Consider the following 25,393-nt stretch of genomic DNA (forward strand, 5'->3'; position numbering starts at 1 on the left):
CTCGTTAGCACGCAATGCGTTACAGTGCGCATATTCCTAAATTAATAAACACTGACGGTAAAAATTTGAAATTAACCTATTAATTTGCGTTGAACCTATCTGTTATCTTAATAACTAACGCTTTAGCTTGGACAAACTCAAAGTCGTTAATTAACTCTTCAAGCTCACAAGAGTCATCGCTAGACATAAACTGAAGGCCATTTAGTTCATTAACGGTCTCAATCGCTTCGACATCGTTAGAGTCTATCAGGTCAGTAAGCAACTTTAAACGTTGGATTATTAGGGGTTTATTAAGTTTATCGGTTGGTTCATGCTCTTGTTTTTTTGCCTCATAATTAGGGCGTTTAGTTAAGCGTATAGATATTTCTTTTAAATAGGCAATAATGTCGTGAATATCATTCATATTTACGCTACCACCACTGTCGATTGTTGATTCAAATAGCCCTCCAATATCAGCGAGTCGAGTCGCACATAAATTGGCTGCAGATCCTTTTAACGAATGTGCAATCCGAGATGCGTGCTCTGTATCACCAATTATGAGTGCTTGCTCTAAATTAATCATTTCTTCTATTTGGTTTTTAATAAATTTAGTTAAAATTGACCAATAGGCTTTTTCGTTTCCACCAATACGTTTAATACCTTCCGCATAGGCAATTCCATCCAATGTAAACGATTCTACTTCTATCTTTTGTGTCTCTATTTCAACGTTATCAATAGTACCAGTTGGGGCTATATTTTGTGGTATTTGTGTGGGTTCTAGACAAGCGTGGATAGTTGCTAACATCGTATCAAAGTTTATCGGCTTTGCAATATGAGCATTCATACCTGCTTGGGTACATTTATGTATGTCTTCTTGCATTGCATTTGCTGTCATTGCGATTATGGGCAATGTATCAAGTGGCTTGGTTTTACGAATTTCTTGCGTTGCAGTGAGCCCATCCATAACTGGCATTTGCATATCCATTAACACCAAATTGAACGGTTGCTCTTGTACCATATTCAGGGCTTCGAGGCCATTATTGGCAATCGTTATATGTAAATTGACGGATTGCAGCATTTCGTATGCAACGTCTTGATTTGTGATGTTATCTTCAACTAATAAAATACGTTGACCTGAAAAACCGACATTTTCTATTTCAGATACTGGGCTAACATGATGCTCTGATGGTCGCTGTAAGCCGTAACATTCCATTATTGTGTCTAGTAGTATGGAAGCGTTAACAGGTTTAATAATCAACCCATCCAGCAGGGTGGATACTTCTTTATTCATGCCCACTTCTTTTCCATAGGCGGTCACTAGAATGATCACTGGCTGCTCTGCAATCGCCATATTACGTATATGTTTTATGGTATCTATTCCGTTCATGCCGGGCATATTCCAATCCATAAAGACTAAGTCATACTTAGCGACTTCTAACTCACTCACCGCTTCTCTTCCACTGCTTACGCTATTGACCGTCAGACCCATAGCTTTTAACAGGTTGTATAATATAGCCCGCGCGCTGTCATTATCATCTACTACCAAAGCTTTTTTATCTTTGAGATTAGCTTCAGGACAAACAAAATTTCTGACTTTCGCTTCTTGGAGGCCGCATTGCACAGTAAAGAAAAACTCCGAGCCTTTGTCGACTTCACTGATTACCCCAATTTCCCCGCCCATAAGCTCAACGAGATTTTTAGAAATACTTAAACCGAGACCAGTACCGCCATACTTACGGGTAATTGAACCATCTGCTTGAGAGAACGCACTGAATAGCTTTTCTTGTTGTGCTTGAGATAAACCTATGCCGCTGTCTTTAACGCTAAACCTCAGTACAACATTATCGTTGCTCTGTTTCGCAACTGTAATTGCGATAACGATTTCGCCTGTTTCAGTAAATTTAATGGCGTTGCCACACAAATTTATTAAGACTTGCCCTAATCGCAAAGGGTCTCCTATTAAGCTTATTGGTATATCAGGGGCGACATCAAGCAATAGCTCTAGGTTTTTATCTTGTGCTTTGACAGCATTAACTGTCACTACGTTGTCTGTTACTTCATCAAGTAGAAAGCTAACCGACTCAACAGTCATTTTACCCGACTCAATTTTAGAAAAATCGAGAATATCGTTAATGATCCCTAACAGGTTTTTCGCGGCTTGATCTATTTTTGTGACATATCCGAGTTGTTGCGTGTTAAGGTCGGTTTTAAGTGCCAAATGACTCATTCCAATAATTGCATTCATTGGAGTTCGGATTTCATGGCTCATATTGGCAAGAAACTCGCCTTTAGCTGTACTCATTTGGTCGGCTTGTTCTTTTGCAACAATTAATTGTTGTTCCATTTCTTTACGTTCGGTCACATCTAAGATTAAGCCGACAATGCCCGCTACTTCACCATCAGCATTACAAAAGGTAGCCTCGTAAATCACCACATCTCTAGGTTGCCCTTCGATATTAATTAAAGTTAACTCATAGTTATGGCTGCCAGGTTCATTTAAAAGAGCTTGCTCAGATTCGACAAACTGTTGTGCAATATTCTTGCTAAAAATCTCACTGGGAACAGCGCCAATTACATCAGCGTCAAACGTACCTATGAATTCATGAAAAATTGAATTTACACCCAAATACTCGCCATCACGATTGCGATAATACATGGGGTTTGGAATTGCATCGATGATCTGCCGATTAAGTTCAAGTTGTTCTAGCACTTTTTTCTCTGTACTGCGTTGTAATTCAATATTCTGAGTGAGTTGCAAACTAATGGCCAAATCTTGAATAACGGATTCAACCCATTCAAAATCTTTTTCTGAAACTGGCTTTAGACTACCTAATTCAAGTAACCCCACACACTCATTGCTGACCATCAGAGGGAAGTAATAGAGTTCAGACAGGTATAAACTCTCTCCATTGAGCTCGATAGCATATTGAGACTCTTGCAACGACATAGAATAAGTTTGTTTGCTACTGAGTACATGAAAATGAATTGAATCATAGTTATCATAATAAGTAGGGGATTTTTTACAGTAGCCAGTACCTGCGACGCGAAATAGCTTGGCATCGTTGAAGACATAAAGTCCAAGCAGAGGAACGGATAGCCTACGGCCAAGAAACTGCATAAGCTCTTCGCCTAACTCTTTGGCGGAGTTTTTTCCTCTTAGCGCAAGTCCGAAGTCTTTCATAATGGTATTAAATTGCAGTTGTTTAGAAATGTTGTGAAGTAACGTGTTCATTGCGCGTGAAAAGTTTGCGAGTTCCCCCTGTGTTTGAGTATCAAGCCTAAAATCATAGTCGTCTTCTTCAACATGGGAGACGACCTTCTTTTGCATCTTAGAAACAGGGTTGATATACATTTTCCAAAGTAAATAGAACGATAATGCAATACTGACTATTAAAATTATACTCATTATCTTTTGTAGTTTATGCGCCCATATTAAATCATTCGCGTTATTGATAATTCGGGTTTTTAGTTTGCTTGCCATATGCCAATGAGCATCGTCTATGGCAGCCATAATTTTAGCTTTTTCGATAAAGTACTCATCACTAAAAAGTAGGCGTTGTGCCGCTGGCAAGTTGGGCTCACCTTGAACGGTCCAATTTCCGAATATGTCTTGTTGCATCCCTGCAACTAAATAAAATGCGTGACGCTCCATACTGACAAGCGCATCAGATGTCGCTAAGGCTTGTTTCATTTGGCTGAGTTCATAATCATCAATTCCAACTATCTCAAAACGTTCTATAATTGATGGGCCATTAAAGCTACTTGAGATATCCGGAGGGGAGGCATAAGGGGATGCCAAAGCATCCCAATAACTTAAGCTTAATTCATTTGGTAGAGGCGCTTTACCTTCTCGAACATTGAGGACATACTGGAATAGCTCATACCAACGTGTGTTTCCTGTTAAAGCGTAAGTTCGAGCGAAGTTAGTTAGCTGATCAGAGCTTTGTTTTAGTTCTTGTGTAAGCTCACTTAGCGCTAATAGTTGTTTGCTATCATGTTGCTCTAATGTTTCCTTTTCCTGCATGTAATATGCAATATATTGAATTGCGACACTGATACTAAACATCACTGAAAATATAGATATAAATAAAGTACGTACACTGATCATAGAAAATAACCTAACTTTTTGGCACGATCACAAGAATAGACCTAATATGATGATATTGGCTAATAATATGTAAACAAAGCAGGCTCAGTAATGTCAGATAAGTACACTGTACTGGTTGTGGATGACGCGAAGGAAAATTTAGCAGTAATGTCGCAACTTCTGAAAGAAGACTACAGGGTTGTAGTTGCTAAAAGTGGAGAACAAGCGTTACAGCTACTTACTTCACAAAAAATAGATATTGTTTTATTAGATGTTGTTATGCCAAATATGGATGGCTATCAAGTAATTACACATATAAAATCTCAAGATGCTTTACAAGATTTGCCCGTTATATTTTTAACGGGCAAAGACAGTGTTGAAGATGAGGAAAAAGGGTTTGAATTAGGCGCGTGTGATTATATCAACAAGCCAATCAGTCCACCCATTGTAAAAGCACGGGTTCGGACGCACATACAAAATAAGCGGACTCGAGATTTTTTGAAAGATCAAAACACCTTTTTAGAAAAAGAGATAATAAAAAGAACAGAAGAAATGTCTAAGCTTCAAGATGCGACTATCACTGCGATGGCGAGTTTGGCAGAGACCCGTGATCAGGAAACTGGTAATCATATTCGTCGCACGCAGTTATACGTAAAGTTACTTGCTGATAAACTGCATAAAAAGGATAAATATAAAGACCAGTTAACCGTTAAGCTCATCAATATTTTCTATAAATCTGCGCCGTTACATGACATTGGTAAAGTTGGGATCCCTGATAATATATTATTAAAACCCGGAAAATTAGATTTTGATGAATTTGAGGTGATGAAACAACACACCGACTTTGGGTTTAAGGCCATTGAAAATGCTGAGTCGGAAATGGGGGCAGACGATACGTTTTTGAAAGTAGCGAAAGAGATTGCGCATTATCATCATGAAAAGTGGGATGGAAGCGGTTACCCTGATGGATTAAAGGGGGAAGCAATCCCTTTGAGCGCGAGGTTAATGGCCATTGCTGACGTTTACGACGCACTGATTAGTAAACGGGTGTATAAAGATGCGATGACCCATGAACAAGCAATGAAGATAATTGCAGAGGGTCGAGGGTCTCATTTTGATCCTGACATGATTGACGCCTTCTTTGAAATAGAAACCGAATTTTACGAAATTGCGCAGAAGTATACCGATGGTTAACCCAATAAGAGTTGCTAGTAACTAACCTCAGCTCTGGATAAGCGAATTTGCCCAATAAAGCTTATTTTTCTGACTCTCGGCGTTGCTTTCATTTGTAATAGGCAGCTATTACTGCATAAAAGCGCCTTGATATTGAACAAAATATCATCATTAGATTGTACGTAAGTTTGTTTACAAAACATTTCCTATTCCAAAACCCTTATCCAAACCTGAGGTCAACTAAATAACCGCACAAGATTGGCACGGTTATAAGGTATAGATAAGAAGGTTACTCGTCTTCTATCGTGCGATGTAGCAAAGACTCTGTTTCGATCGCGATTTCTTTCATTTTTATCGCATAAAGCTCTAGCTTTTTTTCGTCTTCTGTGGAAGGTTCAAACAGAGGGACGGGAATAGGGTAGCCAGCTTGATCCATTGCAATGAAACTAATAATACAGTGGTTACTTTCGGTTAATACTTGCTTCTGGGGGTCACCACACCTTACTCGTACAAATATTTGCATACTCGTTTTGCCTGTATGGGCAATTTTTGCTGAGACTTCTACAATTTGGCCTACTAAAATAGGGCGCTTAAAGCGTACACCCGCGACCGACACAGTCACTGAATAACTGCCGCTCCAACCAGCCGCACACGCATAGCCTGCCTGATCGATCCATTTCATTACAATGCCACCATGTACTTTCCCGCCGAAATTAACGTCGGTAGGTTCTGCCAAAAACCGAAAAACCACTTCTGATTTACTGTCCATTTTATGCCCCTGAGACTTAAATTATTATTTAAGTATATGCAAAATTTGAATTTTTGCGTCAATTCATATGAGCATAAAAAAGGGCCGTGAGGCCCCGCAGTTTGGTATTTTGAGGATGGGTTTACATATTTGGGTAATTTGGGCCACCCGCACCTTCGGGCGTCACCCATGTAATATTTTGACTCGGGTCTTTAATATCGCATGTTTTGCAATGTACACAGTTTTGAGCATTAATAACAAATTGAGGCTCATTGCTATCGTTTTCGGTTATCTCGTATACCCCAGCAGGACAATAACGCTGTGCCGGCTCGTCAAATTGCGCTAAGTTGACCTTAATCGGGATAACTGGATCGTGTAATTGTAAGTGACATGGTTGTGACTCTTCATGGTTCGTATTGGATAGAAACACAGAGGAAAGCTTATCAAAACTGAGTGTGCCGTCGGGTTTTGGATAGTCAATTTTTATTGAATCTCGTGCTGACTCTAAAGTATCGTGATCAGCGAGATTATCTTTGAACGTAAAGGGCAATGCCCCAGAAAATAAGTTTTGATCTAACGTGTTATATGCACCACCAATAATTTTGCCGAACTTGTGCATCACAGGGCCAAAATTCCGAGATTGATATAACTCATCATACAGCCAACTCGATTTGAATTTTTCAGTGAAGGTACTGAGATCAGAAGCCGGTGACTCTGAAGCAAGGGCTTCAATGATTGAATCTGCTGCAATCATACCTGATTTCATTGCGGTGTGATTGCCTTTTATTTTCGCGAAATTTAAGGTACCGGCATCACACCCAACGAGTAATCCCCCAGGGAAATGCATTTTGGGCAATGAATGAAAACCACCCTTGGCGATTGCTCTCGCGCCATAAGAAACCCGCTCAGCGCCTTGCAGCGTGCTTTTAAATACTGGGTGGTGCTTCATACGTTGAAATTCATCAAATGGGCTTAGATAAGGGTTGGAGTAGTTTAAATCGACAATGAGCCCAACAACAACTTGATTGTTTTCTGCATGGTACATAAATGAGCCACCATGGGTATCACTTGTAAGTGGCCAGCCAGTGCCATGGACAACAGTACCTTCCTTATGTTGTTCAGGTGGAACCTGCCAAATCTCTTTAAACCCAAGTCCATAATGTTGTGGACTTGTATTTTCGTCAAGCTTGAACTGTTTAATAAGTTGTTTACCTAAATGACCGCGACATCCTTCAGCAAACACTGTGTATTTAGCTCGTAATTCCATGCCAGGCATGTAACTGTCTTTAGGTTGCCCGTTGTTGTCAACGCCCATATCACCAGTGATAATACCTTTTATTTGGTTATCTTCGCAAATAATCGAATGTGCGCTAAACCCAGGAAATACTTCTACGCCTAAGTTTTCAGCTTGTTCAGCTAACCATCGACATACATTGCCCATAGAAACAATATAATTCCCATGGTTTTTAAATGTTTTAGGAACTGCTATGTGTGGAATGGATAAGGCTTTTTGCTCATCTTTAAATAGATAAATGTCATCTTGAGTGACTTTTGTGGTGATTGGTGCACCCATTTTTTCCCAGTCGGGAAGTAATTCATCAAGAGCTTTTGTTTCAAATACAGCACCAGATAAAATATGTGCGCCTACCTCTGATCCTTTTTCAACGACACAGATCATGAGTTCTTGCTCTTTTTCTTGTGCTTGTTGTGCAAGCCTAATTGCACAAGATAGTCCCGCAGGACCTGCGCCAACAACTACTACATCGAATTCCATGGTTTCACGTTCAACCATAATTACCTCATTATCTTTGACGGTATTTTAACTAAAGCAGGACTTTAGTTTGTATAAAGTTAAACTAAGGTTATTTTAGGTTGACGTTTACGTCAACAGGAAGTAGTCTGAATCTATAAAATAAATATGTTGACGTTGGCGTCAGCGGTATGAATAACCAGATGATGGAGTAACTATGAAAGTACTTGTGCCAATCAAACGCGTGATTGATTACAATGTAAAGGCAAGAGTCAAGCCAGATAACACTGATGTTGATTTAACTAACGTAAAAATGGCAATGAATCCATTCTGTGAAATTGCGGTAGAAGAAGCAATAAGGTTAAAAGAAGCGGGGACTGCGACCGAGGTTATTGCGGTTTCAATAGGTGATAAAGCATGCCAAGAGCAATTACGTACAGCACTGGCACTTGGCGCAGACAAAGCGATTCATATTCAAACAGACGCCAAATTAGAATCTCTCCATGTGGCAAAGCTTCTCGCCAAACTTGTTGACGAACATCAACCGGAATTAGTTATTTTAGGCAAACAGTCAATTGATTCCGATAATAATCAAACTGGACAAATGCTGGCAGCGTTAACACGACGTAGCCAAGGAACATTTGCGTCGAAAATGGTCATTGATGGTGGCAAGGCGCTTGTTACAAGAGAGGTTGACGGAGGCCTACAAACTTTATCATTGTTACTACCAGCAGTCGTCACAACTGATCTTAGACTTAATGAACCGCGTTATGCCTCTTTGCCAAATATCATGAAAGCAAAGCGCAAGCCGTTAGAGGTCATTGAAGCTGACACATTAGGTGTTAACCTTACACCTCGAATCGAATTATTAAAAGTTGAAGAGCCAAGTAAACGACAAGCCGGTGTTATTGTTGACAGTGTGGAAGAACTTGTATCTAAACTTAGAAATGAAGCAAAGGTGATCTCATGAGTGTATTAGTCATTGCAGAGCATGAAAATGGTCAGCTTAAAGCCGAGACCGCTAAGGTTATTAATGCAGCCCTTAAAGTGGCGGGAGGCGTTGATGTATTAGTTGCAGGCTATAATGTTGATGATGTTGTCCAATCAGCAGCCAACATAGCTGGAGTTACAAAAGTACGTGTTGTTGATAATGTGTTATTTGAATATCAATTAGCAGAGAATACCGCTGATCTGATTTTAGAGATTGCTGGTGGCTATACTCATATTTTGGCGAGCGCGTCTACTACTGGTAAGAACACGCTGCCACGTGTCGCGGCGCTATTGGATGTGTCGCAAATATCAGAAATCATAGATGTTATCGACAGCGAAACATTTAAGCGACCTATTTATGCCGGCAATGCTATTGCGACGGTTAAGTCGAATGAGGCTAAAAAGGTTATCACGGTCCGAGCAAGTGCTTTTGAAAGTCAATCTGAACAAAATGCATGTGAAGTCGAAACATTATCCTTGGCGTTAGATAATACCTTATCGAGCTTTGTGAGTGTCGAGCAAACAGAGTCAGAACGTCCAGAATTAAATGTTGCACCAGTTGTTATTTCAGGTGGCCGTGGTATGCAAAATGGTGAAAATTTTGCGCTACTAAATGGTATTGCTGATAAATTAGGTGCTGCCATAGGTGCTTCAAGAGCTGCGGTAGATGCAGGGTTCGTACCGAACGATATGCAAGTAGGCCAAACAGGTAAAATTGTAGCGCCTGACTTATATATAGCCGTTGGGATAAGTGGGGCGATTCAGCATTTAGCAGGAATGAAGGACTCCAAAGTGATTGTTGCTATCAACAAAGATCCGGATGCGCCTGTATTTCAAGTTGCAGATTACGGCTTGGTAGCGGATTTGTTTGACGTACTACCTGAATTAGAAAGTGCACTATAAAATAAATAGGTAAGTTTAAATTCTGATTGTTAAGCCGTTGTACCGTTTGGTCGCGGCTTTTTTATTATAAGGTAGAAGGTCACTAAGCGCCCTCTCGAAGGGACCTATCCAGTAAATTAATGAAATATTACCGCCGGATGCCAACCAAGAAAAGTGACTAAGTTTCACGATAAGATCCAATAAAAATATAATTCCATACTCAATTCCACATAAATGCCTTGAATATACGAATTTAATTAGTTGATTTTAGGCTGTTAATAAAGCTGGCTAATAAAACGTACGCACGGCATTATGGCGAACAGCGTGAATGGAAAGTTCGAAGCATCAGAAGTTTAGAAGTCCAGTTAAGCCACTTGCGCAATGGTGGCAATAGTGCGAATTAAGTAGGTGAAAATATGAGAAACCAATTTATGCAGCAAAATCGAGGTTTAAAATAATCAAGCAATTGCTGAGCATCACTCCATAGCAGATGTATCAGACACTATCAGGTTGAGTAAACTGTAAGTTAGCATAATGAAGTCGGTTAGAGAAGTGCATAAGAACTGAGGGTTGAGGACAAATTACAGCATAAAGTAGATATAGCGACATGAAGCTAGCGAATAAACACACGAATGGTGTGAGACGTTTGCTCAGGTGATAATTACTTACATATAGATGTGCTAACTATAAAAAATTTACTTGGAGTATGGTATAAACTTTCGAGAAATCTAAACATCAGCGCATTAAATCTATAGATTTTGGTCGTCTAAAGTTACCTTAACGTTGAGGTAAGATAATTGAATTCTCTATATGGTGCTAATGCCTAAATTACGCTAGACTAATTATTGAGCGATTTGGAAATGTATTTCAAGGATGACATGTTTCATGAAATAAAGCAGTAAGGCACTAGAGAATATTAGTGCCTTTTTCAGCGGTTAAAAAAAATCAAAAAATCAACTCAAATATCAAGTTGTTATGTTTATTCTTGTCTTCCTTTAGTACCATATCATGACGCTGGCAGTTATGAGGTCGAGTACTCAGATGTAGCGATAATATTAGTGTCTGTACGTTTTTATTAAACAAGATGAGATCGTTATAGCCGATACAAAACTATAAAATACTGTTATTGAAATACTTTTTAAGTGCAATATAAATGACAAAAATATGAATGTTTTTTTACGAACTATATTGGATAAACGATGTTTCAGTATTGCTTTTTCTCTCTCTTTTATCTGGTTTTTTATGTGATGTTGTATTTTTCATCCCTTTTTTGGCTTGAGCAATAAATATTGCGGTTAATGACATTGCACCGAATGATGGAATATGATTTATTTAGTACTGAGTTTACGTAAAGGCTTTAGTTTGCAAAAGCTGAAAGCAGTATTCAGAGGTAATCAAATAAGGTTTGATATGCCACTAGTTTAAAATATTCAATAATAAAAGGTGTGAAAGGTACACATCGAATTAAAAATTTTTAACACTTATTAGGTCATTACACTACGTGTTGTTGATGCACTAACAAATGGAATAAGTTTGATATTTGTGGCGTTATTAGCTATTCGTTAAATGTTGTTGTCGAATTTGATAGCAGCATCATTGAAGATATGAAAGGTGAGGATTTTTACCTATGAAGAGACAGAAAAGAGACCGTTTAGAAAGAGCACATTCTCAAGGTTTTAAAGCTGGATTATCGGGGCGGTCTAAAGATTTATGTCCATACCAGCAAATAGAGTCACGTTCTGAGTGGCTTGGTGGATGGCGAGAAGCCATAGATAATAGAAATATGTTTAAAACATAATAAATAGAATTCATGAGACAACAGAGCCCCTTCTATGGGGCTTTGTTGTTTATAAACAAAAATTTAAAAAGCGCTGGTATCTTGGAATAAACCGACTTTCAAATCTTTTGCTTCATAGATCACGCGTCCATCAACTTCAACGGTGCCATCAGCCATACCCATAAATAATTTACGCTTAATAACGCGTTTCATATCCAATCGATATGTCACTTTCTTTGCGTTAGGCAAAATTTGACCTGTGAACTTTACCTCACCCACACCCAGTGCGCGGCCGAGACCTGGTCCACCGGACCAACCTAGGAAGAAACCTACTAATTGCCACATAGCGTCTAGTCCTAAACAACCTGGCATTACTGGATCACCTTTAAAGTGGCAGTCGAAAAACCACAAATCAGGGTTGATATCAAGTTCAGCAATGATAAGACCTTTGCCATGCTCGCCGCCATTATCGTTGATCTCTACAATACGATCCATCATAAGCATATTGTCGCTAGGTAAACGGCAGTTACCTTCGCCAAACATCTCGCCTTGACCACAAAGTACTAATTCTTCTTTTGTATAGCTATTTTTTGGTTCCATAGTTCACAATCTTTGCTTAAAAATCCACGCTACTCTAGCGTACACTTGTACGCTAGACAACTCCGAACAGTTAAATTTCAATTTTCTATAAGAATAATTCGCATTTAAATTGAATTCTAACCACTTATATAGGCGATTTTTATCTTAAAAATCTTTATAATATCGCCAGAATTAAACTAATTTATCGGAAGTTTATGATCCTTTTTGTAGATGCTCTAACCGTGATCGATTTTTCTTACTTGTGTAATCAACGAGGTGCAGTAGGTGAAAGCTGGATCGTTGACTTAACCCTTCATGGTAAACTCAATGATGAGTCCATGGTTTTAGATTTTGCATTAGTTAAAAAGCAAATAAAAAAAATTATTGATGAAACAATAGATCATAAGCTTGCGATAGCAAGCCTTGGTGTCAAAGGGCATGTAAATGATATCGATGGGCGAGTAGAGTTAGACTGCACTTTTGGTGGGCAACATCATTTAGCAATGAGTGCCCCGAGTGAAGCTGTGTGTTTGCTTCCATGTAAAACGATTAACGAAGAATCTGTTATTGAATTTTTAAAGTCGGTTATTATGCCGAGTATGCCTAATAACGTTAAAGATATAGGTATTGAGTTAAGGCCAGAGCCTGCGACAAGTTTCTACTATCATTACAGTCACGGATTAAAGAAGCATGATGGTAATTGTCAGCGAATCGTTCATGGGCACCGCTCTCTGATCGGGATTTCGTTAGATGGGATCAGTATGCCAAGACTTCAGAAAGAATGGGCGGCTAAATGGGAAGATATTTACTTAGGTACGCAAGAAGATGAGATTGATTCAGCAGCTGTAAAATATGTTGCGCCTTTTGCAAGTGATTATTGCTTTGCTTATGAAGCCGCACAGGGGTACTTTGAATTAGCCATTAGTAAAGACAGGTGTGATATTCTGCCTTGCGATACAACTGTTGAATGTATTGCTGATTATTTAGCTACCCAAGTCAAAAAGTCATATCCAATGCAAAAAGTAATGGTTAAAGCATATGAAGGAGTTGGGAAAGGAGCGATTGCATATGCTTAAGCGGGCAATCTTTTTTACTGGTGCATTGCTGAGTACTTGTACGATAAGTGCGTTAGAATTAACGGGTCACCTCACTCAAGGTGGTATGGTGATTGGTAAAATAGAAAAAGTTCAATCTGTTGAGTTGAACGGACAAGCAATAAAAGTTACGAATGAAGGTCAGTTTGTTTTTGGCTTTGGACGAAATGCGCCCACAACACACACATTGTCATGGGTAACAACCGATGAGAAACTACATTCCACTGAACTGCTAATTACATCGCGAACTTTCAATATAGATAGAATTACTGGTGTCGAGAAAAAGTACGTATCTCCTCCTGATTCGGTATTAGAGCGTATTAGAGCTGAGGCAAAGTCAGTGAGAGCTGCAAGAGCCAAAAGCTCCGACCTAGTGTATTTTTTAGATCCGGTATTAAGGCCAGCCAAAGGTCGTATTTCTGGAGTTTATGGCAGTCAAAGGTATTTTAATGGCAAGCCTCGTAATCCACATTATGGGTTAGACATTGCAAATAAGACTGGCACGCCTGTTTGGGCGCCATTAAATGGAACGGTTGTATTTTCTGATAATGATCTCTATTACAGTGGTGGAACGGTCATCATTGACCATGGACATGGAATTACCTCAACCTATATTCATTTAAATAAAATACATGTAAAAGTTGGAGATAACATATCTGTAGGAGAGCATTTTGCAGACATTGGTGCTACTGGACGTGTAACAGGCCCTCATTTGGATTGGCGTTTCAATTGGTTTGGAGAACGGCTAGACCCTCAATTATTAATGATTAACACACTGGCGAACAAAAGTAGTAAAAAATGACAGATTTAGAGAAAGAAAATATTATTGTAAAGCGTATCGAAGAGTCGATAACATCCATTACTAAGACGGTTTTTCCGGGTAGAACAAATCACCACAACACTTTGTTTGGCGGGGATGCACTCGCGTGGATGGATGAAGCTGCTTTCATTGCTGCAACTCGATTTTGTAGAAAACCGCTGGTGACTATATCATCTGATCGTGTTGACTTTAAAGAAGCTATACCAGCAGGAACATTTGCCGAATTAGTGTCGAAAGTAGTGCATGTTGGTAATACAAGTTTAAAGGTTGAAGTAAAAATCTATTTAGAGCGAATGCATAAAGATGATAAGCACTTGGCTATTTCGGGTAGCTTTACATTTGTTGCGGTAGACGACAATCATCGACCTACGCCTGTCGTATGTCAAAAAATGTTAGACGGGTTTAATTAAAAAGATGTAGGAAGGGCTCGAGTTAACAAAATCATGTCCTTCTTGTATACCTTAAGAACACATCATACAACCTATTTCAACTTAAATCTCTCTTAACATTTGCACAACTTTAATTTAAAGCTAATCATATACCATATAGGAGGTTCTATGATCGTTCTTTTGTGTAGTGTTTATATTGCAGTGTGTGCAATAGCATATGGTGCTTTAGATTCATTTTATGTAGGTGACCTTTTACACAGCTTAAGAGGACAGTTGCTGCTGAGCTGTATTTTATTAGCAGTACTTTTACAGATAAAAAATAAATATCTAGGTAGTGTGGCTTTAGTCATATCCGGTTTGTTGATCACTTCACATTATTTTTATAGCTTAGGCTTTGATACTGAGGTTAAAAATGACGTATTAAGTGTAAAGCAAATTAATCTGCGCTATACAAACAATAATTTAATTGAACACTTTACTGATTTTAACTCTGATGACCGAGACCTATTTATATTGTTGGAGTTTTCAGATAAAAACCGAGCACAATTTGCTAAAATAAAGCCTTTGTTTTCTCGATATGGTTACAAAGAAATTGAAGGTTTCCCAATGGGGGTCGCTGTGATTTCTAGATATCCAATTGTATACAGGCAGTTTGTCCAAGTTGATGGTCCAAAGGTTGGATACGTTCATTTAAAAATTTTGGTTACTGATAGAATTGTAGACATTGTCGTATTTCATCCGCCTTCCCCCCGCAATGAAAAGCTGTGGAAACAACGTAACAAGTTGTTGACTGAAGTAGGAGCACTGTTAAAGGAACTCGGTAGCCTTTGGGTAATGGCGGGAGATTTCAATACTGTTTTTTGGTCGCGTTACTTAAACACCACGTTGGGGAAGTGGTGTTATTCTACAAAAGGTTACCACACGACTTGGCGCAGCGTTGAAAGTATACCCGCTATTATAGGTGGGTTAGCAATTGATCACTGTGCAGTAAGTCGAGAAATAAATATCAATGAGTTTGATGTCTTCCCTTTTACTGGCAGTGACCATTCTGTACTGACCTATAAATTAAGCTTTTAACTGTGTCAGCAATACTTTATTTTTCTTTTTCAGCTCACTATTCTCTAGGACTAACTTAACAACAGATTTAAGCTCGAAATTATCCCACGGCTTTGACACTATCATGTGTGCAAGTCCATCATGTACCGCGTTTTGACAGTCTTCAATATCAGCATATCCACTTACAAGTATCCTCCCTGCATTAGGCTGATGGGTTTTGAAATGTTTCAATACAGCGAAGCCATCCATATTTGGCATGCGGATATCGGATATAACCAAGTCAAAGTCATTCACTTTCATACTTTCAACAGCTGTCAGAGGATCACTGTGTTGCTCTACTTGATACTCTCTATTAAACAAACGGCCAAGTGCTCTCAATACTGCTTCTTCATCGTCTATTATCAAAATTGAATGCATAGTGCTTCCTAATTTATGCGGTTAAGCTTTTTATATCATGTAATAGGTGTCTTAAATTGCGTTTGTGGGGGTATAGGAAAAACGCTTTTAACGCCCATATCAACGCTGGAACTTTTTGCCCCATTTCTCTGTAATATTCTCCGTAACACTCATTCAAGCGTGCACCTGCTTTTATTTGGGTTATCCACCCAACGTTATTAGAACTAACAAATCGTTTTAATATCAACCTCATAGCATCAATTCTTTTTATTCTATTTGATGTAATTGAGTTCGAACGCATTAAGTAATCCATTGCGCATTGATAAGTGTACGCAACTTCCCCTACAGATGCTAACTTTAGCCAACAATCCCAGTCACTTGCACTTTTTAATTCGTTATCAAAACACATTACAGATTTAATTGCATCACGCTTTACCATAACGGTAGACGTACCAATCACATTTGCGTAAAGCAGCATATCTTGGCTATTACTAAGATATTGATACTTTGTCGTATCTTTTAGTTCTTTATTATAAAATTCGGGCCAGTAAGAAAAGCAATCTATGATTTTGTTATACTGTTCATCAACGTGCATATAGTTTGTAAAACTCAATGTACATTTTTGGTTAGATTTCATATAAGCTAGTTGTGTCGCAAGCTTATCTTCGTTCCAGTAATCATCAGCGTCGAGAAATGCAATATAGTCTGCTTGTGCAATTGAAATTGCCTTATTTCGAGCAGCAACAACACCGCACCGTATTTGTTTTACCAATATTAAATTAGAGTACGTTTGCGATGCTTTTTCAAGCCATTCAACACTCCCGTCAGTTGAGCCATCATCTACAACGATGATTTCTAATATAACATCGGTTTGCTTAATTACGCTTGCTAACGCTTTACCCAGATACGCTTTGCAATTGTAGTTAGGAATTATCACAGAAATATCAGGCTTCATTATTTGTACTCCACATTAATTGTATTTCTGTATACGCAAGTAAGACGCCAACTTTATTTGCTCTTTAACCGTTCATTTTTATCTCAGATTCTACGAATGCATTGCATTTTGCAAATGTGATTGCAATTAATAGCCTATTAAGTGAGGTTATTAGTGATTAAAGTACGGCATGGCAATTGCGTATGTAAAGCATGACCTAGTTGGAGGGTAAATTATGAAACATATTGGTATTTTGGTTCCAAGCTTCCCAGTCGCTTCTGAAACATTCGTGGTTACTGAGATCAATGCGTTAGTCAAGAGTGGACATAAAGTAACGGTAATCACATTTGAAAATATAGGAAGATCTGATGTTTTAAGCCCAAGCGTTGATGTGGTCGAAATCTCAAAGCCTTCTCACCAATCACTGATTATGGGTTGTCTCAACTTATCAGCTTTACATCGGGGGTATATGTCTGCATCGAAAATGTCATCCATTCCAACGCCATCACTTCTTGCTTACGGCAATAGTATTGCTCAAATAATAAAGTTAACAGAGATTGAACATCTTCATTGCCACTTCATGCATGGGTCACTCGCCTACGGCATAGTGGGGGCAAAACTTGCGAACATTACGGTATCGTCGATTGGTCATGGCCACGACGTTTATGTCAATCAAGCTGATATACCACAAAAGCTCTCTTTATGTGATTTTTCAGTGGCAGTTTGTCAAGATATGGCGAATCAATTTAGTCGGTATGCTCAAAGTCGCGTTAAGCTCCTTCATTGCGGTATAAATTTAGAGAGCTTCAATCAATCACCTTCATCGGCTTACAGCGATGTGAAATTATTATTTATTGGTCGGTTGGTAGAAAAAAAAGGATTACAGTTTTTAATGCCCGCGTTGAAAAATGTATTGGTACAGCATCAAGTGACTTTGGACATAGTGGGTGATGGGCCCTTAATGAATGACCTGAAATTTATGGCTGAAGCATTGGGTATTGAAAAAAATGTAAACTTTTTAGGCCGTAAGCCGCCAGCTTGGATAGCTAAAAATACAAAAAACTATTCAGCATTAGTTGCTCCGTTTTGTATTGCAAAAAATGGGGACAGGGATACTGGGCCGCTCGTTTTAAAAGAGGCAATGGGCTCTGGTATAGCAGTCCTAACAACAGAATTGATGGGAGCAAAAGAAATCGTCAATCAGAAAGTGGGGTTCAAGTGTAAACCATCGGATATTATGAGCCTTTCTAAAATAGTGACAGATTTTTGCGAACTTTCCCCTTACCAACGATTTACAATGGGTCAAAACGGTAAGCGTTTCGTTACTAAACATTTTAACGCTAGAGCACAGGCCGAAAAGCTCTCTCATTGGGTACAGGCATTATAAGTTAGTTATTAAAAGTAGCAGTAAGGAATGAGCATGAGTGGACTAAAGCAAGTTGCGTATTATGGTGTTGCTATGTTGGTACTGAAAGGCTTGGGCTTTTTGATGCTGCCGATTGCTACCCGTTTATTAACGCAACAAGAATATGGAAGTTTGAATTTTTTAGTCACAATTTCAGCTGTGTGCTCCCTACTTTTAAGTTTAGGATTACCAGAGCTTTTATTTCGTCAGCATTATCAAGATGATAATCAAAAAATAGCATTTTTCCGCGATTGTTTGGTTGTGAGTATAGGGGTTTGCTTCGCTTTTTTGATTGTAGTTCTGCTATTCACTCAAAGTATAACGAACTTGTTACCAGGTGATGTAGACCTCACGAATTTAAGATTGTTAGCTGTTAACCTGTTTGCTTCGTCCGTGTTAGCTATTCCATACAGTTATTATCGATTAGTTGGCAATGCTAAACACTATTGTTACTTGGCTGTTGTTCATGGTGTATTTCAGACTGGATTGAGTATTGGGTTGTTGTTTATGGGTTTTGGGGTAACGGGAGTGATGCTTTCGGGGGCAATATCGGCTTCTTTAGTACTAATTGCTGCACTATGGTTATTAATTCCCCTTATAAAAATGACACTGACGCAGTTTAAATGGCAAATCGAATCTCGGCATCTTTTGTTTTTAACATCGATTTTAATTTCATCTCTGTGCCTATACGCATCTAATGGCGCTGAAAACTGGTTCATCGTTGCATTAGAAGGTGAAAGAACATTAGCTGTCTATTTTGTCGCTGCTCAATTTGCGTTAATGACGTCATTCACATTTGAACCAATTAGAATGTGGTGGTTTGCAAAGCGATTTGATGTGCTCGCTAATGAACCAAATGAGTATGGATATATGGCGCTACGAAGTCTAAATTTAGGGTTAATTCTCTGTGCAATAATGATGGTTGTGGTGCCAGTTATATTTAAAGTCACGTTACCTGCGAGCTATTATGGCAATGATATGTGGCTTACAGGGTTAATTTTAGTTGTCGTGCTACGCCATCATAGCGATATATTCAATATCGCATGCTATAAATATCGCAATGGGGTTTGGGTCACATATATCAATGCGATAAGTGCTGTATTAGTGGTAAGTATGTTTTCTTGGTTGATCCCAATTTTTAAAGTTGACGGGGTTGTGAGCTCTTTGCTCTTAGTTCAAGTGGTCCGTTGTCTTGCCTTTATATTAGTGAGTCAAAGGCTAGAGTATGTTGATTATAGGTTTCAGTCTTTATTTATTGTTTGGCTAAGTCTAGGTGCGTTAACTTGTCTATCGTATATTCAACCCACTTTTATTTACGCTTATCAGGCCGTAATTATCGTCGTATTACTTGCCATTGTTGCAAAGCAATACAGCGCGGAAGTGACTCAGTGTATAAAATACCTTCCCAAAAGGGGAGCCTATGTCTGACTGGCTAAAAGCAAATCATCTATTAATTAGTGGCGGGTTGGCGGCATTATTAGTACTTGTCCTGTATAAAATGATAGGTCCCATCGCTGCTTTTGCCATAATTGTCATGCCTTTTGCTGCATTTACAGCAGTACGAGTGAGTACAGCCTTTGTAATTCTCTTCATTTTATTTAGTTATTTCAGGTTACATGAAGCTTTTCCAGTACTTATGCCGTTTAAGATCCCAAAATTGTTGGCGCTTGCATCATTACTCGGAATTTTTTGGCACTTATTTATAACAAAGCAATTGAAACCTCACTGGAACTCCTGCCATATTTTATTTTTTGCTCTCTTTATTTGGTTAACTGTCTGTGTTTTTGCGGCATCTAATAGAGGGCTCGCAATAGAGTACTGGGCTGGAATTTTGACCAAGGTTTTCATTATGGTATTCGCGATTAGTTGGTGGATGACAACATTGTCTCATTTCAACTTAGTTCGTATTGGTATTATGCTATCCGGAACATCTATTGCGCTGGTTGCGTTGCAAAATAAGGCCAATGGTATTGGGCTGGTTGAAGGTACTCGGGTCACAATTTCAAGAGACATTCGCTCTCAGTTGGGAGACCCAAATGACTTATCTTTGGTGTTAATGTTTCCTGTGTCGTTTTTAGCGGCTGAGTTATTTGATAGCAATGGCCATAAATGGCGGAGAATCTTAGCCTGTACGGGTTTAGTCTTAGTGATCAGTGGCGTGATAGCGACACAAAGTCGTGGAGGGTTATTGGGCATAGCAGCCGTTCTGAGTTTTTTTGTCTATCAAAAAGTTAAAAAACCCATAATCGTAGGAGCGGTTGGTGCGGTTGGCATGTTAGTCATGGTCATTTTCGCAGGTATCACAGACAGACAAAGCGGCGGAGCCGCTGAAGGAGGAGTAGATGCGTCGGCAATGGGCCGTATTTATGCGTGGCAAGCTGCAATTAATATGGCTTTGAGCAACCCGTTAACAGGCGTTGGGGTGAATAATTTTTATTCAAACTATTTCTTTTATAGTCCGCATTGGGATGGTAAAAATCATGCAGTGCATAGCACATGGTTTCAAGTCTTAGGTGAAACCGGATTTGTTGGCCTTATGGTGTTTATATTGGTGATTGTGGGAATTTATAGAAGTTTAAACAGAACAATTGTGAGAAATTCACTAAACTTTGACCCAAAAATAGCTATTAATGCCTACGCTTTAAAAGCGGGGCTAATTGGGTTTATGGTCTCCGGTACATTTTTGACTCAGGCATTTACTTGGCCATTATACATTATTTTATCTTTAACTATTGCTTTAGAAAAGCTTGCTACTGAAAACGCTAAGGAAAAGGATTATGGTAATTCCTCTCAAAACATGGCTTAAAAATAGTGACAGTGCATTAGCTAAACAACTATTTAAATTAGCAAAAAAAATTCGAAACCCTCAAATGATTGTTATACCCGGTATACACCATTTACTTTTTAAGCTGCATCATTTCCTTATTATACTGTTTTCTGAGCTCTTAAGAGTTTTTTATTATACGCCTTTGTTTAAAAGTCAGGTAGGTGGTAGTAAAAAACGCTTATCCTTGTATTGTGGATTGCCGCAGATGCTAGGACCTCTCAATGTTGATATCGGTGACGATGTTCGAATGTCTGGTATTAGTACATTTTGTGGTCGTTACTGTGATTCTCATGTCGCTACTTTGAAAATTGGTAATAACGTTGACGTAGGCTGGCAAAATGCTTTCTCAATTGGTACCACTATCGAACTACATGACGATGTGAGACTTGCGGGTCGTGTTTTTCTAGCAGGCTTCCCTGGACACCCTATAGATGCTAAAGCGCGGGCTCAAGGGCTCCCTGATAATGAGTCACAAATAGGGTCTATTATTATTAAAAAAGGGGCATGGCTTGGCACTGGAGTAACAGTGCTTGCTGGCGTAACAATTGGTGAGGGGGCCATTATTGGAGCAGGCAGTGTTGTTACCAAAGATGTTCCTGCATTTACCATTGCAGCTGGCAATCCAGCCAAAATAGTGAAGCAGATCCCGCAAGAGGTAACAGTATGAAATTTGTCGTTTTCGGAGAAGATTGGGGTGGTCATCCAAGTAGCACTCAGCATCTATTTAAGCAATTGTCTAAAGACCATGACGTTCACTGGATAAACTCTGTTGGGATGCGAAAACCTCGTCTAAGGTTTACAGATTTGTCTCGTGTATTCAATAAGGCAAAAAATTACTTCAGTCAGTCACAGGGTGGAGCGCAGGTCGGGGGCGCTGCGAGTAGAAATGACCAGCCGTCTGTCTATAACTTGGCCGTACTACCATGGCATGACAATATTTTCGTGCAATCATTCAACGAGTTTGTATTTGCTAAAAAGCATTTCGATTCAAACGAGCCCATTTTGTATTGGATTAGCGTCCCTACTGCGATCACAATGATTAATGTGCGGCCTATTGATAAAGTTGTTTACTATTGCGGCGATGATTTTTCAGCGTTAGCCGGCGTGGACCATAAGATGATAGCGCCTATAGAGCGAAAGTTGATTGCCAAAGCAAACTTGATATATGTGATCAGCGAGCATTTATATAACAAGATGCCAAAGCATAAAACTTATATGCTTACCCATGGAGTAAATTTCGAGTTATTCACAAAACCAACCACCATAGCGAACGAAATAAAACATGTTACACGGTTTAAAGTTGGCTTTTATGGCTCTATAAATGAATGGCTAGACGTTGATTTGTTGACCAAATTGGTAACGGAAAGACCCAATTATGAATTGATTTTAGTCGGTACTATTACACATAACATCGACTCATTATTGTCATTTAACAATGTCACGCACATAGAAGCTGTTGAACACCGGCGACTTGCTGAGTTTTCTCAGCATTGGGATGTGTCTATTTTACCATTTGTTGATAATCAGCAAATTCAAGCATGCGACCCACTCAAACTCAAAGAATACTTAGCTGCAGGTACTCCTGTAGTATCTACCAACTTTCCTGCTGTTAACAAATATTTAGAAACGATATTGGTTGCTTCTACCGATAGTGGCTTTATACAGCGTATTGATTCCGCAATTGCGTTAAATCAAGTTTTAAATAAAAGTTGGAAAGAAACACAATCGTCTTTGGCGAAAAGTCATAGCTGGAGTGCAAAAGCACGCTCAGTAGAACAACAATTAATTGCATTTCAGGGTGAGCAATAAAAAGTGGTCTAGACTCTGCAATATTACAAGGGAAGCACGAAAAATTGGATATTTTTCTCATTATGCGAATGGAACGACAATCGTGCTTTGCAATTTGCAAAAGTAATAGGTAGGGAGTCATGCTAGTAAAAGAGCAAATAAAAAGACTAATGTACCTCGCACTGTATGCTTTATACAGCCGAGCGAAGCTTTTTGCTGTGCCTTTACTTATTGTGCCTCTTGTTGTGTTCTTTTTTGCCGCCACAGCACAAAAACAATATACCAACCATGCAACAATTTTAATTGAAGAATCATCGTTACTGAACCCCTTTCTTGATGATTTATCGTTCTCGTTTGAGCTATCCAATAGAATGGCAGCTCTTCGTACCTTGGTCATAAGTCGTAAAGTACTCACTTCTGTAGCAAAAGAAGCTAGTTTATTATCTGACGCTCCAACTTCTCATGAAATTGATTTGGTGCAGCAAAAATTAGCACAAGGTTTGTCCCTTTCATTGGTAGGAGATGAACTGGTCCGTATACATTTAAAATGGCATGAGCCTTCACAAATGAAGCTTATTTTAGAAAAAGTAGTGGAAAAATTCATTGAGCGTTTATTGGCGCCGACCAAAGCATCGTTAGATACATCAGAACAGTTTTTCTACCAGCAGCTAGATGCTTTAAGAGGTGAATTAGAAAAGTCAGAAGATGAGTTAGCTAAGTTCAAAGTCACCTACAGTGATACGTTGCCTGACGTATTAAATAGCAATCGCCAAATGCTGGATAAGCTCATAAATGATAAACAGCAAAAGTTTGTCATTTTATCAGGCGCTGAAGCAAAACTTAAAGCACTCGCGAGTAAATTAGGTCAAGCAAACCCAATTTTGGGACGTCTTGAAGAAAAAATCATTCGCTCGGAGTCAGATTTAAGTTTATTGAAAACAAGATATACAGATAAACACAGTAAAGTTATCGAAAAGACAAGGGAGTTGGCCAACTTAAAACAACGCCAGCAAATATTGTTGAGTCATGGAACCGACTTAGACGTGACGGACTTAGATAAGCTATGGCAAATGGCCAATACTTTATCCACCGGTTCAAATGGAGAAAGTACAGTATTAGTATCGCAAATCTTAGCGCTTGAAGACGCAAAAAATATGGTTCAACAGCATCAACAAGAGTTTGATATGTTAACAGAGCAAACTGAAAAATTGAGTCAACGGCTGCTTATCACCAGTGATATAGAAAAGCAGTTACGAAAGCTTGAGCGTGATTATGATGTAAAACAAACACTATATAAAGACATGTTAAGTCGTTATGAAATGGCGAAAGTGACAGGAAAGTTAGTGAAGTATGAGGGACCTGACAAAGTGAAAACGATTGAGCGAGCATATAGTCCTACTAAAGCCATAAACACGGCGTTATCAGTATCAGCAATTGTGGGTGTCATATTGGGTATTTTTACCGGATTTGCTTGTGTGTTTGTGGCAACACTTTGTGATAGTCATTTGAAAGACTTGGCGACGATTGAAAAGCTCGCCGCTCAACCTGTGTTGACGGTGTTACCCATTATCAGACTTGATCAAGACCAGATTGTAAATGGTCAGGTGGTTAGTCGACAGATAGAAGGTGAAGAATCATGAGAGTATTACATTTAGTACAACATTTGAAGATTGGTGGGCTGGAGAAAATGGCAGTAACATTAATGCAAAAGAGTTGTTTTGCACAAAACAGTGTGATTGTCGCGCTACAAGGCAGTAAAGTAGAATCTTTGGCTAATTGGCCACAACTACAAGAAATGGAAGAGCATTTAATTTTTTTAGATAAAAACCCAAAGTTTGAGTTATCAGTCGTAGATAAATTGATAAAGGTCATCGAAGAAAAAAAAATTGAAGTGATCCACAGTCATCATATTGGACCTATGCTATATGCAAGTTTGGCTTGTTTAAAGCGTAAGGAGGTTAGACATGTATCGACAATTCATGATGCATGGTACTTAAATAACTTCAAGCAACGAGTGATCACAAAGTTACTAAATCGTATATGTGCTATCCATTGGGTTGCAGACGCGCAAGTGGTTGCCGATGATTTTACGTCTAGAACTGCTATTTCAACACAGAACACCATTTTAAATGGCATTGATTGTACTCAATTCGCTGCAATCAATATGGAACATGCCAGATATCAACTTGGGTTACCTAAGTTTATCAAGCTCGTAGGTTGTGCGGCTAGATTAGAGCCGGGTAAAGGTCATAAAGCGCTAATATCGAGCTTAAAAGACCTCCCTAGTGATTATCATTTAGTACTTGCGGGGGATGGGAGCTTAAAGCAAAGTTTACGAACACATGTTACCTCTTTAGGCTTGGAATCACGCGTCCACTTCTTAGGTAACGTTCAAAACATGCAGGTTTTTTATTCAGCAATTAATGTTTTTTGTTTGTTTTCTGAACGAGAAGGGTTACCTCTATCAATTTTAGAAGCTATGGCCTGCGGGCTTCCTATTGTTGCCAGTGATGTGGGAGGAATTCATGAAGTCCTAACACCTAAACAAGGAATTTTATTAAGCCCTACAGCACATAGTGGCCTGCCATTTGCTCTAATTAAAGCGATAAAGTTAGAACGTGGTCCATCTATTCGAGCACATGCAATCGCAATAGCGGATGTTTCTCAAATGAGTTCGCAGTACGACCAATTATACCGAGGCATTAATGCATAAGGAATA

At 39.0% G+C, this 25,393-nt stretch carries 21 protein-coding genes; 15 read left to right on the plus strand and 6 right to left on the minus strand.

The window, feature by feature from the left end; translation table 11 throughout:
* Positions 1-79: 79 nt before the first annotated feature.
* Positions 80-4,087 (minus strand): hybrid sensor histidine kinase/response regulator, encoded by a 4,008-nt coding sequence (locus J8L97_RS15560; protein WP_211050939.1) that lies wholly within the window; start codon positions 4,085-4,087, stop codon positions 80-82.
* 90 nt (positions 4,088-4,177) lie between these two features.
* Between J8L97_RS15560 and J8L97_RS15565 the strand changes: the two genes are divergently transcribed.
* Entirely contained in the window at positions 4,178-5,260 is a 1,083-nt protein-coding gene (locus J8L97_RS15565; protein ID WP_211050941.1) for a two-component system response regulator, read from the plus strand.
* Between the two features lie 268 nt (positions 5,261-5,528).
* Here J8L97_RS15565 and J8L97_RS15570 read toward each other — a convergent pair whose 3' ends face one another.
* Entirely contained in the window at positions 5,529-6,008 is a 480-nt protein-coding gene (locus J8L97_RS15570; protein WP_192507522.1) for an acyl-CoA thioesterase, read from the minus strand.
* 121 nt (positions 6,009-6,129) lie between these two features.
* On the minus strand, positions 6,130-7,779 hold the full coding sequence (locus tag J8L97_RS15575; protein WP_211050943.1) for an electron transfer flavoprotein-ubiquinone oxidoreductase: 1,650 nt from the start codon (positions 7,777-7,779) through the stop codon (positions 6,130-6,132).
* Positions 7,780-7,954: 175 nt separating this feature from the next.
* Between J8L97_RS15575 and J8L97_RS15580 the strand changes: the two genes are divergently transcribed.
* From J8L97_RS15580 to rmf, 3 genes are all read left to right on the plus strand, one after another.
* Positions 7,955-8,707, plus strand: coding sequence for an electron transfer flavoprotein subunit beta/FixA family protein (locus J8L97_RS15580; protein WP_192507524.1), 753 nt, complete (start codon positions 7,955-7,957; stop codon positions 8,705-8,707).
* Positions 8,704-9,630, plus strand: a complete 927-nt coding sequence (locus J8L97_RS15585) for an electron transfer flavoprotein subunit alpha/FixB family protein (protein WP_211050946.1) — start codon at positions 8,704-8,706, stop codon at positions 9,628-9,630. The genes J8L97_RS15580 and J8L97_RS15585 overlap by 4 nt, the downstream gene beginning before the upstream one ends.
* 1,606 nt (positions 9,631-11,236) lie before the next feature.
* A complete protein-coding gene (gene rmf, locus J8L97_RS15590) occupies positions 11,237-11,407 on the plus strand; it encodes a ribosome modulation factor (protein ID WP_192507526.1) in 171 nt (56 codons plus the stop codon).
* 63 nt (positions 11,408-11,470) lie between these two features.
* On the opposite strand, the gene fabA is transcribed toward rmf, so the two are convergent.
* Positions 11,471-11,986 carry a 3-hydroxyacyl-[acyl-carrier-protein] dehydratase FabA gene (gene fabA, locus J8L97_RS15595; RefSeq protein WP_192507527.1) on the minus strand — a complete coding sequence of 172 codons (516 nt, stop codon included), beginning with the start codon at positions 11,984-11,986 and terminating at the stop codon, positions 11,471-11,473.
* A 194-nt stretch (positions 11,987-12,180) separates the two neighbouring features.
* Between fabA and J8L97_RS15600 the strand changes: the two genes are divergently transcribed.
* From J8L97_RS15600 to J8L97_RS15615, 4 genes are all read left to right on the plus strand, one after another.
* Positions 12,181-13,041, plus strand: a complete 861-nt coding sequence (locus tag J8L97_RS15600; RefSeq protein WP_211050947.1) for a 6-carboxytetrahydropterin synthase — start codon at positions 12,181-12,183, stop codon at positions 13,039-13,041.
* Positions 13,034-13,861, plus strand: coding sequence for a M23 family metallopeptidase (locus J8L97_RS15605; protein ID WP_211050949.1), 828 nt, complete (start codon positions 13,034-13,036; stop codon positions 13,859-13,861). Before J8L97_RS15600 ends, J8L97_RS15605 begins: the two co-directional genes overlap by 8 nt.
* Positions 13,858-14,289, plus strand: a complete 432-nt coding sequence (locus tag J8L97_RS15610) for an acyl-CoA thioesterase (RefSeq protein ID WP_210997544.1) — start codon at positions 13,858-13,860, stop codon at positions 14,287-14,289. The genes J8L97_RS15605 and J8L97_RS15610 overlap by 4 nt, the downstream gene beginning before the upstream one ends.
* Positions 14,290-14,436: 147 nt before the next feature.
* Positions 14,437-15,345 carry an endonuclease/exonuclease/phosphatase family protein gene (locus tag J8L97_RS15615; RefSeq protein ID WP_211050950.1) on the plus strand — a complete coding sequence of 303 codons (909 nt, stop codon included), beginning with the start codon at positions 14,437-14,439 and terminating at the stop codon, positions 15,343-15,345.
* Here the strand turns inward: J8L97_RS15615 and J8L97_RS15620 are convergent.
* Positions 15,334-15,741, minus strand: a complete 408-nt coding sequence (locus J8L97_RS15620; protein ID WP_211050952.1) for a response regulator — start codon at positions 15,739-15,741, stop codon at positions 15,334-15,336. The genes J8L97_RS15615 and J8L97_RS15620 overlap by 12 nt on opposite strands.
* 13 nt (positions 15,742-15,754) lie before the next feature.
* Positions 15,755-16,675 (minus strand): glycosyltransferase family 2 protein, encoded by a 921-nt coding sequence (locus J8L97_RS15625; RefSeq protein ID WP_211050956.1) that lies wholly within the window; start codon positions 16,673-16,675, stop codon positions 15,755-15,757.
* Between the two features lie 214 nt (positions 16,676-16,889).
* Here J8L97_RS15625 and J8L97_RS15630 point away from each other — a divergent pair, with 214 nt between their 5' ends.
* The 7 genes from J8L97_RS15630 to J8L97_RS15660 all read left to right on the plus strand — a co-directional run bounded on the left by J8L97_RS15630 (position 16,890) and on the right by J8L97_RS15660 (position 25,387).
* The gene (locus J8L97_RS15630) at positions 16,890-18,041 is read left to right on the plus strand and encodes a glycosyltransferase (protein WP_211050957.1); all 1,152 of its coding nucleotides are present in this window, start codon (positions 16,890-16,892) and stop codon (positions 18,039-18,041) included.
* Positions 18,042-18,074: 33 nt separating this feature from the next.
* Positions 18,075-19,487, plus strand: coding sequence for a lipopolysaccharide biosynthesis protein (locus tag J8L97_RS15635; RefSeq protein ID WP_211050958.1), 1,413 nt, complete (start codon positions 18,075-18,077; stop codon positions 19,485-19,487).
* A complete protein-coding gene (locus J8L97_RS15640) occupies positions 19,480-20,865 on the plus strand; it encodes an O-antigen ligase (RefSeq protein ID WP_211050959.1) in 1,386 nt (461 codons plus the stop codon). The genes J8L97_RS15635 and J8L97_RS15640 overlap by 8 nt, the downstream gene beginning before the upstream one ends.
* Positions 20,837-21,553: an acyltransferase gene (locus tag J8L97_RS15645; RefSeq protein ID WP_211050961.1), complete on the plus strand. Its 717-nt coding sequence runs from the start codon at positions 20,837-20,839 to the stop codon at positions 21,551-21,553. The genes J8L97_RS15640 and J8L97_RS15645 overlap by 29 nt, the downstream gene beginning before the upstream one ends.
* Positions 21,550-22,695, plus strand: a complete 1,146-nt coding sequence (locus J8L97_RS15650; protein WP_211050963.1) for a glycosyltransferase — start codon at positions 21,550-21,552, stop codon at positions 22,693-22,695. The genes J8L97_RS15645 and J8L97_RS15650 overlap by 4 nt, the downstream gene beginning before the upstream one ends.
* 119 nt (positions 22,696-22,814) lie before the next feature.
* Complete coding sequence (locus J8L97_RS15655; RefSeq protein ID WP_211050965.1) at positions 22,815-24,314, plus strand: sugar transporter; 1,500 nt, start codon at positions 22,815-22,817, stop codon at positions 24,312-24,314.
* Positions 24,311-25,387 (plus strand): glycosyltransferase, encoded by a 1,077-nt coding sequence (locus J8L97_RS15660; RefSeq protein ID WP_211050967.1) that lies wholly within the window; start codon positions 24,311-24,313, stop codon positions 25,385-25,387. The genes J8L97_RS15655 and J8L97_RS15660 overlap by 4 nt, the downstream gene beginning before the upstream one ends.
* Positions 25,388-25,393: the final 6 nt, after the last annotated feature.

Origin of the sequence: Pseudoalteromonas sp. MMG012 (genome assembly GCF_018100875.1) — a bacterium.
Lineage (GTDB): Bacteria > Pseudomonadota > Gammaproteobacteria > Enterobacterales > Alteromonadaceae > Pseudoalteromonas > Pseudoalteromonas aurantia.

What these genes read in the sequence shown, in the direction of transcription:
- J8L97_RS15660 (WP_211050967.1), top strand. Translation starts at nt 24,311, where the DNA reads ATGAGAGTATTACATTTAGTACAACATTTGAAGATTGGTGGGCTGGAG.
- J8L97_RS15620 (WP_211050952.1), bottom strand. Translation starts at nt 15,741, where the DNA reads ATGCATTCAATTTTGATAATAGACGATGAAGAAGCAGTATTGAGAGCA.
- fabA (WP_192507527.1), bottom strand. Translation starts at nt 11,986, where the DNA reads ATGGAACCAAAAAATAGCTATACAAAAGAAGAATTAGTACTTTGTGGT.
- J8L97_RS15570 (WP_192507522.1), bottom strand. Translation starts at nt 6,008, where the DNA reads ATGGACAGTAAATCAGAAGTGGTTTTTCGGTTTTTGGCAGAACCTACC.
- J8L97_RS15580 (WP_192507524.1), top strand. Translation starts at nt 7,955, where the DNA reads ATGAAAGTACTTGTGCCAATCAAACGCGTGATTGATTACAATGTAAAG.
- J8L97_RS15605 (WP_211050949.1), top strand. Translation starts at nt 13,034, where the DNA reads ATGCTTAAGCGGGCAATCTTTTTTACTGGTGCATTGCTGAGTACTTGT.
- J8L97_RS15655 (WP_211050965.1), top strand. Translation starts at nt 22,815, where the DNA reads ATGCTAGTAAAAGAGCAAATAAAAAGACTAATGTACCTCGCACTGTAT.
- J8L97_RS15600 (WP_211050947.1), top strand. Translation starts at nt 12,181, where the DNA reads ATGATCCTTTTTGTAGATGCTCTAACCGTGATCGATTTTTCTTACTTG.
- J8L97_RS15650 (WP_211050963.1), top strand. Translation starts at nt 21,550, where the DNA reads ATGAAATTTGTCGTTTTCGGAGAAGATTGGGGTGGTCATCCAAGTAGC.
- J8L97_RS15610 (WP_210997544.1), top strand. Translation starts at nt 13,858, where the DNA reads ATGACAGATTTAGAGAAAGAAAATATTATTGTAAAGCGTATCGAAGAG.
- J8L97_RS15625 (WP_211050956.1), bottom strand. Translation starts at nt 16,675, where the DNA reads ATGAAGCCTGATATTTCTGTGATAATTCCTAACTACAATTGCAAAGCG.
- J8L97_RS15615 (WP_211050950.1), top strand. Translation starts at nt 14,437, where the DNA reads ATGATCGTTCTTTTGTGTAGTGTTTATATTGCAGTGTGTGCAATAGCA.
- J8L97_RS15565 (WP_211050941.1), top strand. Translation starts at nt 4,178, where the DNA reads ATGTCAGATAAGTACACTGTACTGGTTGTGGATGACGCGAAGGAAAAT.
- J8L97_RS15560 (WP_211050939.1), bottom strand. Translation starts at nt 4,087, where the DNA reads ATGATCAGTGTACGTACTTTATTTATATCTATATTTTCAGTGATGTTT.
- J8L97_RS15630 (WP_211050957.1), top strand. Translation starts at nt 16,890, where the DNA reads ATGAAACATATTGGTATTTTGGTTCCAAGCTTCCCAGTCGCTTCTGAA.
- rmf (WP_192507526.1), top strand. Translation starts at nt 11,237, where the DNA reads ATGAAGAGACAGAAAAGAGACCGTTTAGAAAGAGCACATTCTCAAGGT.
- J8L97_RS15635 (WP_211050958.1), top strand. Translation starts at nt 18,075, where the DNA reads ATGAGTGGACTAAAGCAAGTTGCGTATTATGGTGTTGCTATGTTGGTA.
- J8L97_RS15640 (WP_211050959.1), top strand. Translation starts at nt 19,480, where the DNA reads ATGTCTGACTGGCTAAAAGCAAATCATCTATTAATTAGTGGCGGGTTG.
- J8L97_RS15575 (WP_211050943.1), bottom strand. Translation starts at nt 7,779, where the DNA reads ATGGTTGAACGTGAAACCATGGAATTCGATGTAGTAGTTGTTGGCGCA.
- J8L97_RS15645 (WP_211050961.1), top strand. Translation starts at nt 20,837, where the DNA reads ATGGTAATTCCTCTCAAAACATGGCTTAAAAATAGTGACAGTGCATTA.
- J8L97_RS15585 (WP_211050946.1), top strand. Translation starts at nt 8,704, where the DNA reads ATGAGTGTATTAGTCATTGCAGAGCATGAAAATGGTCAGCTTAAAGCC.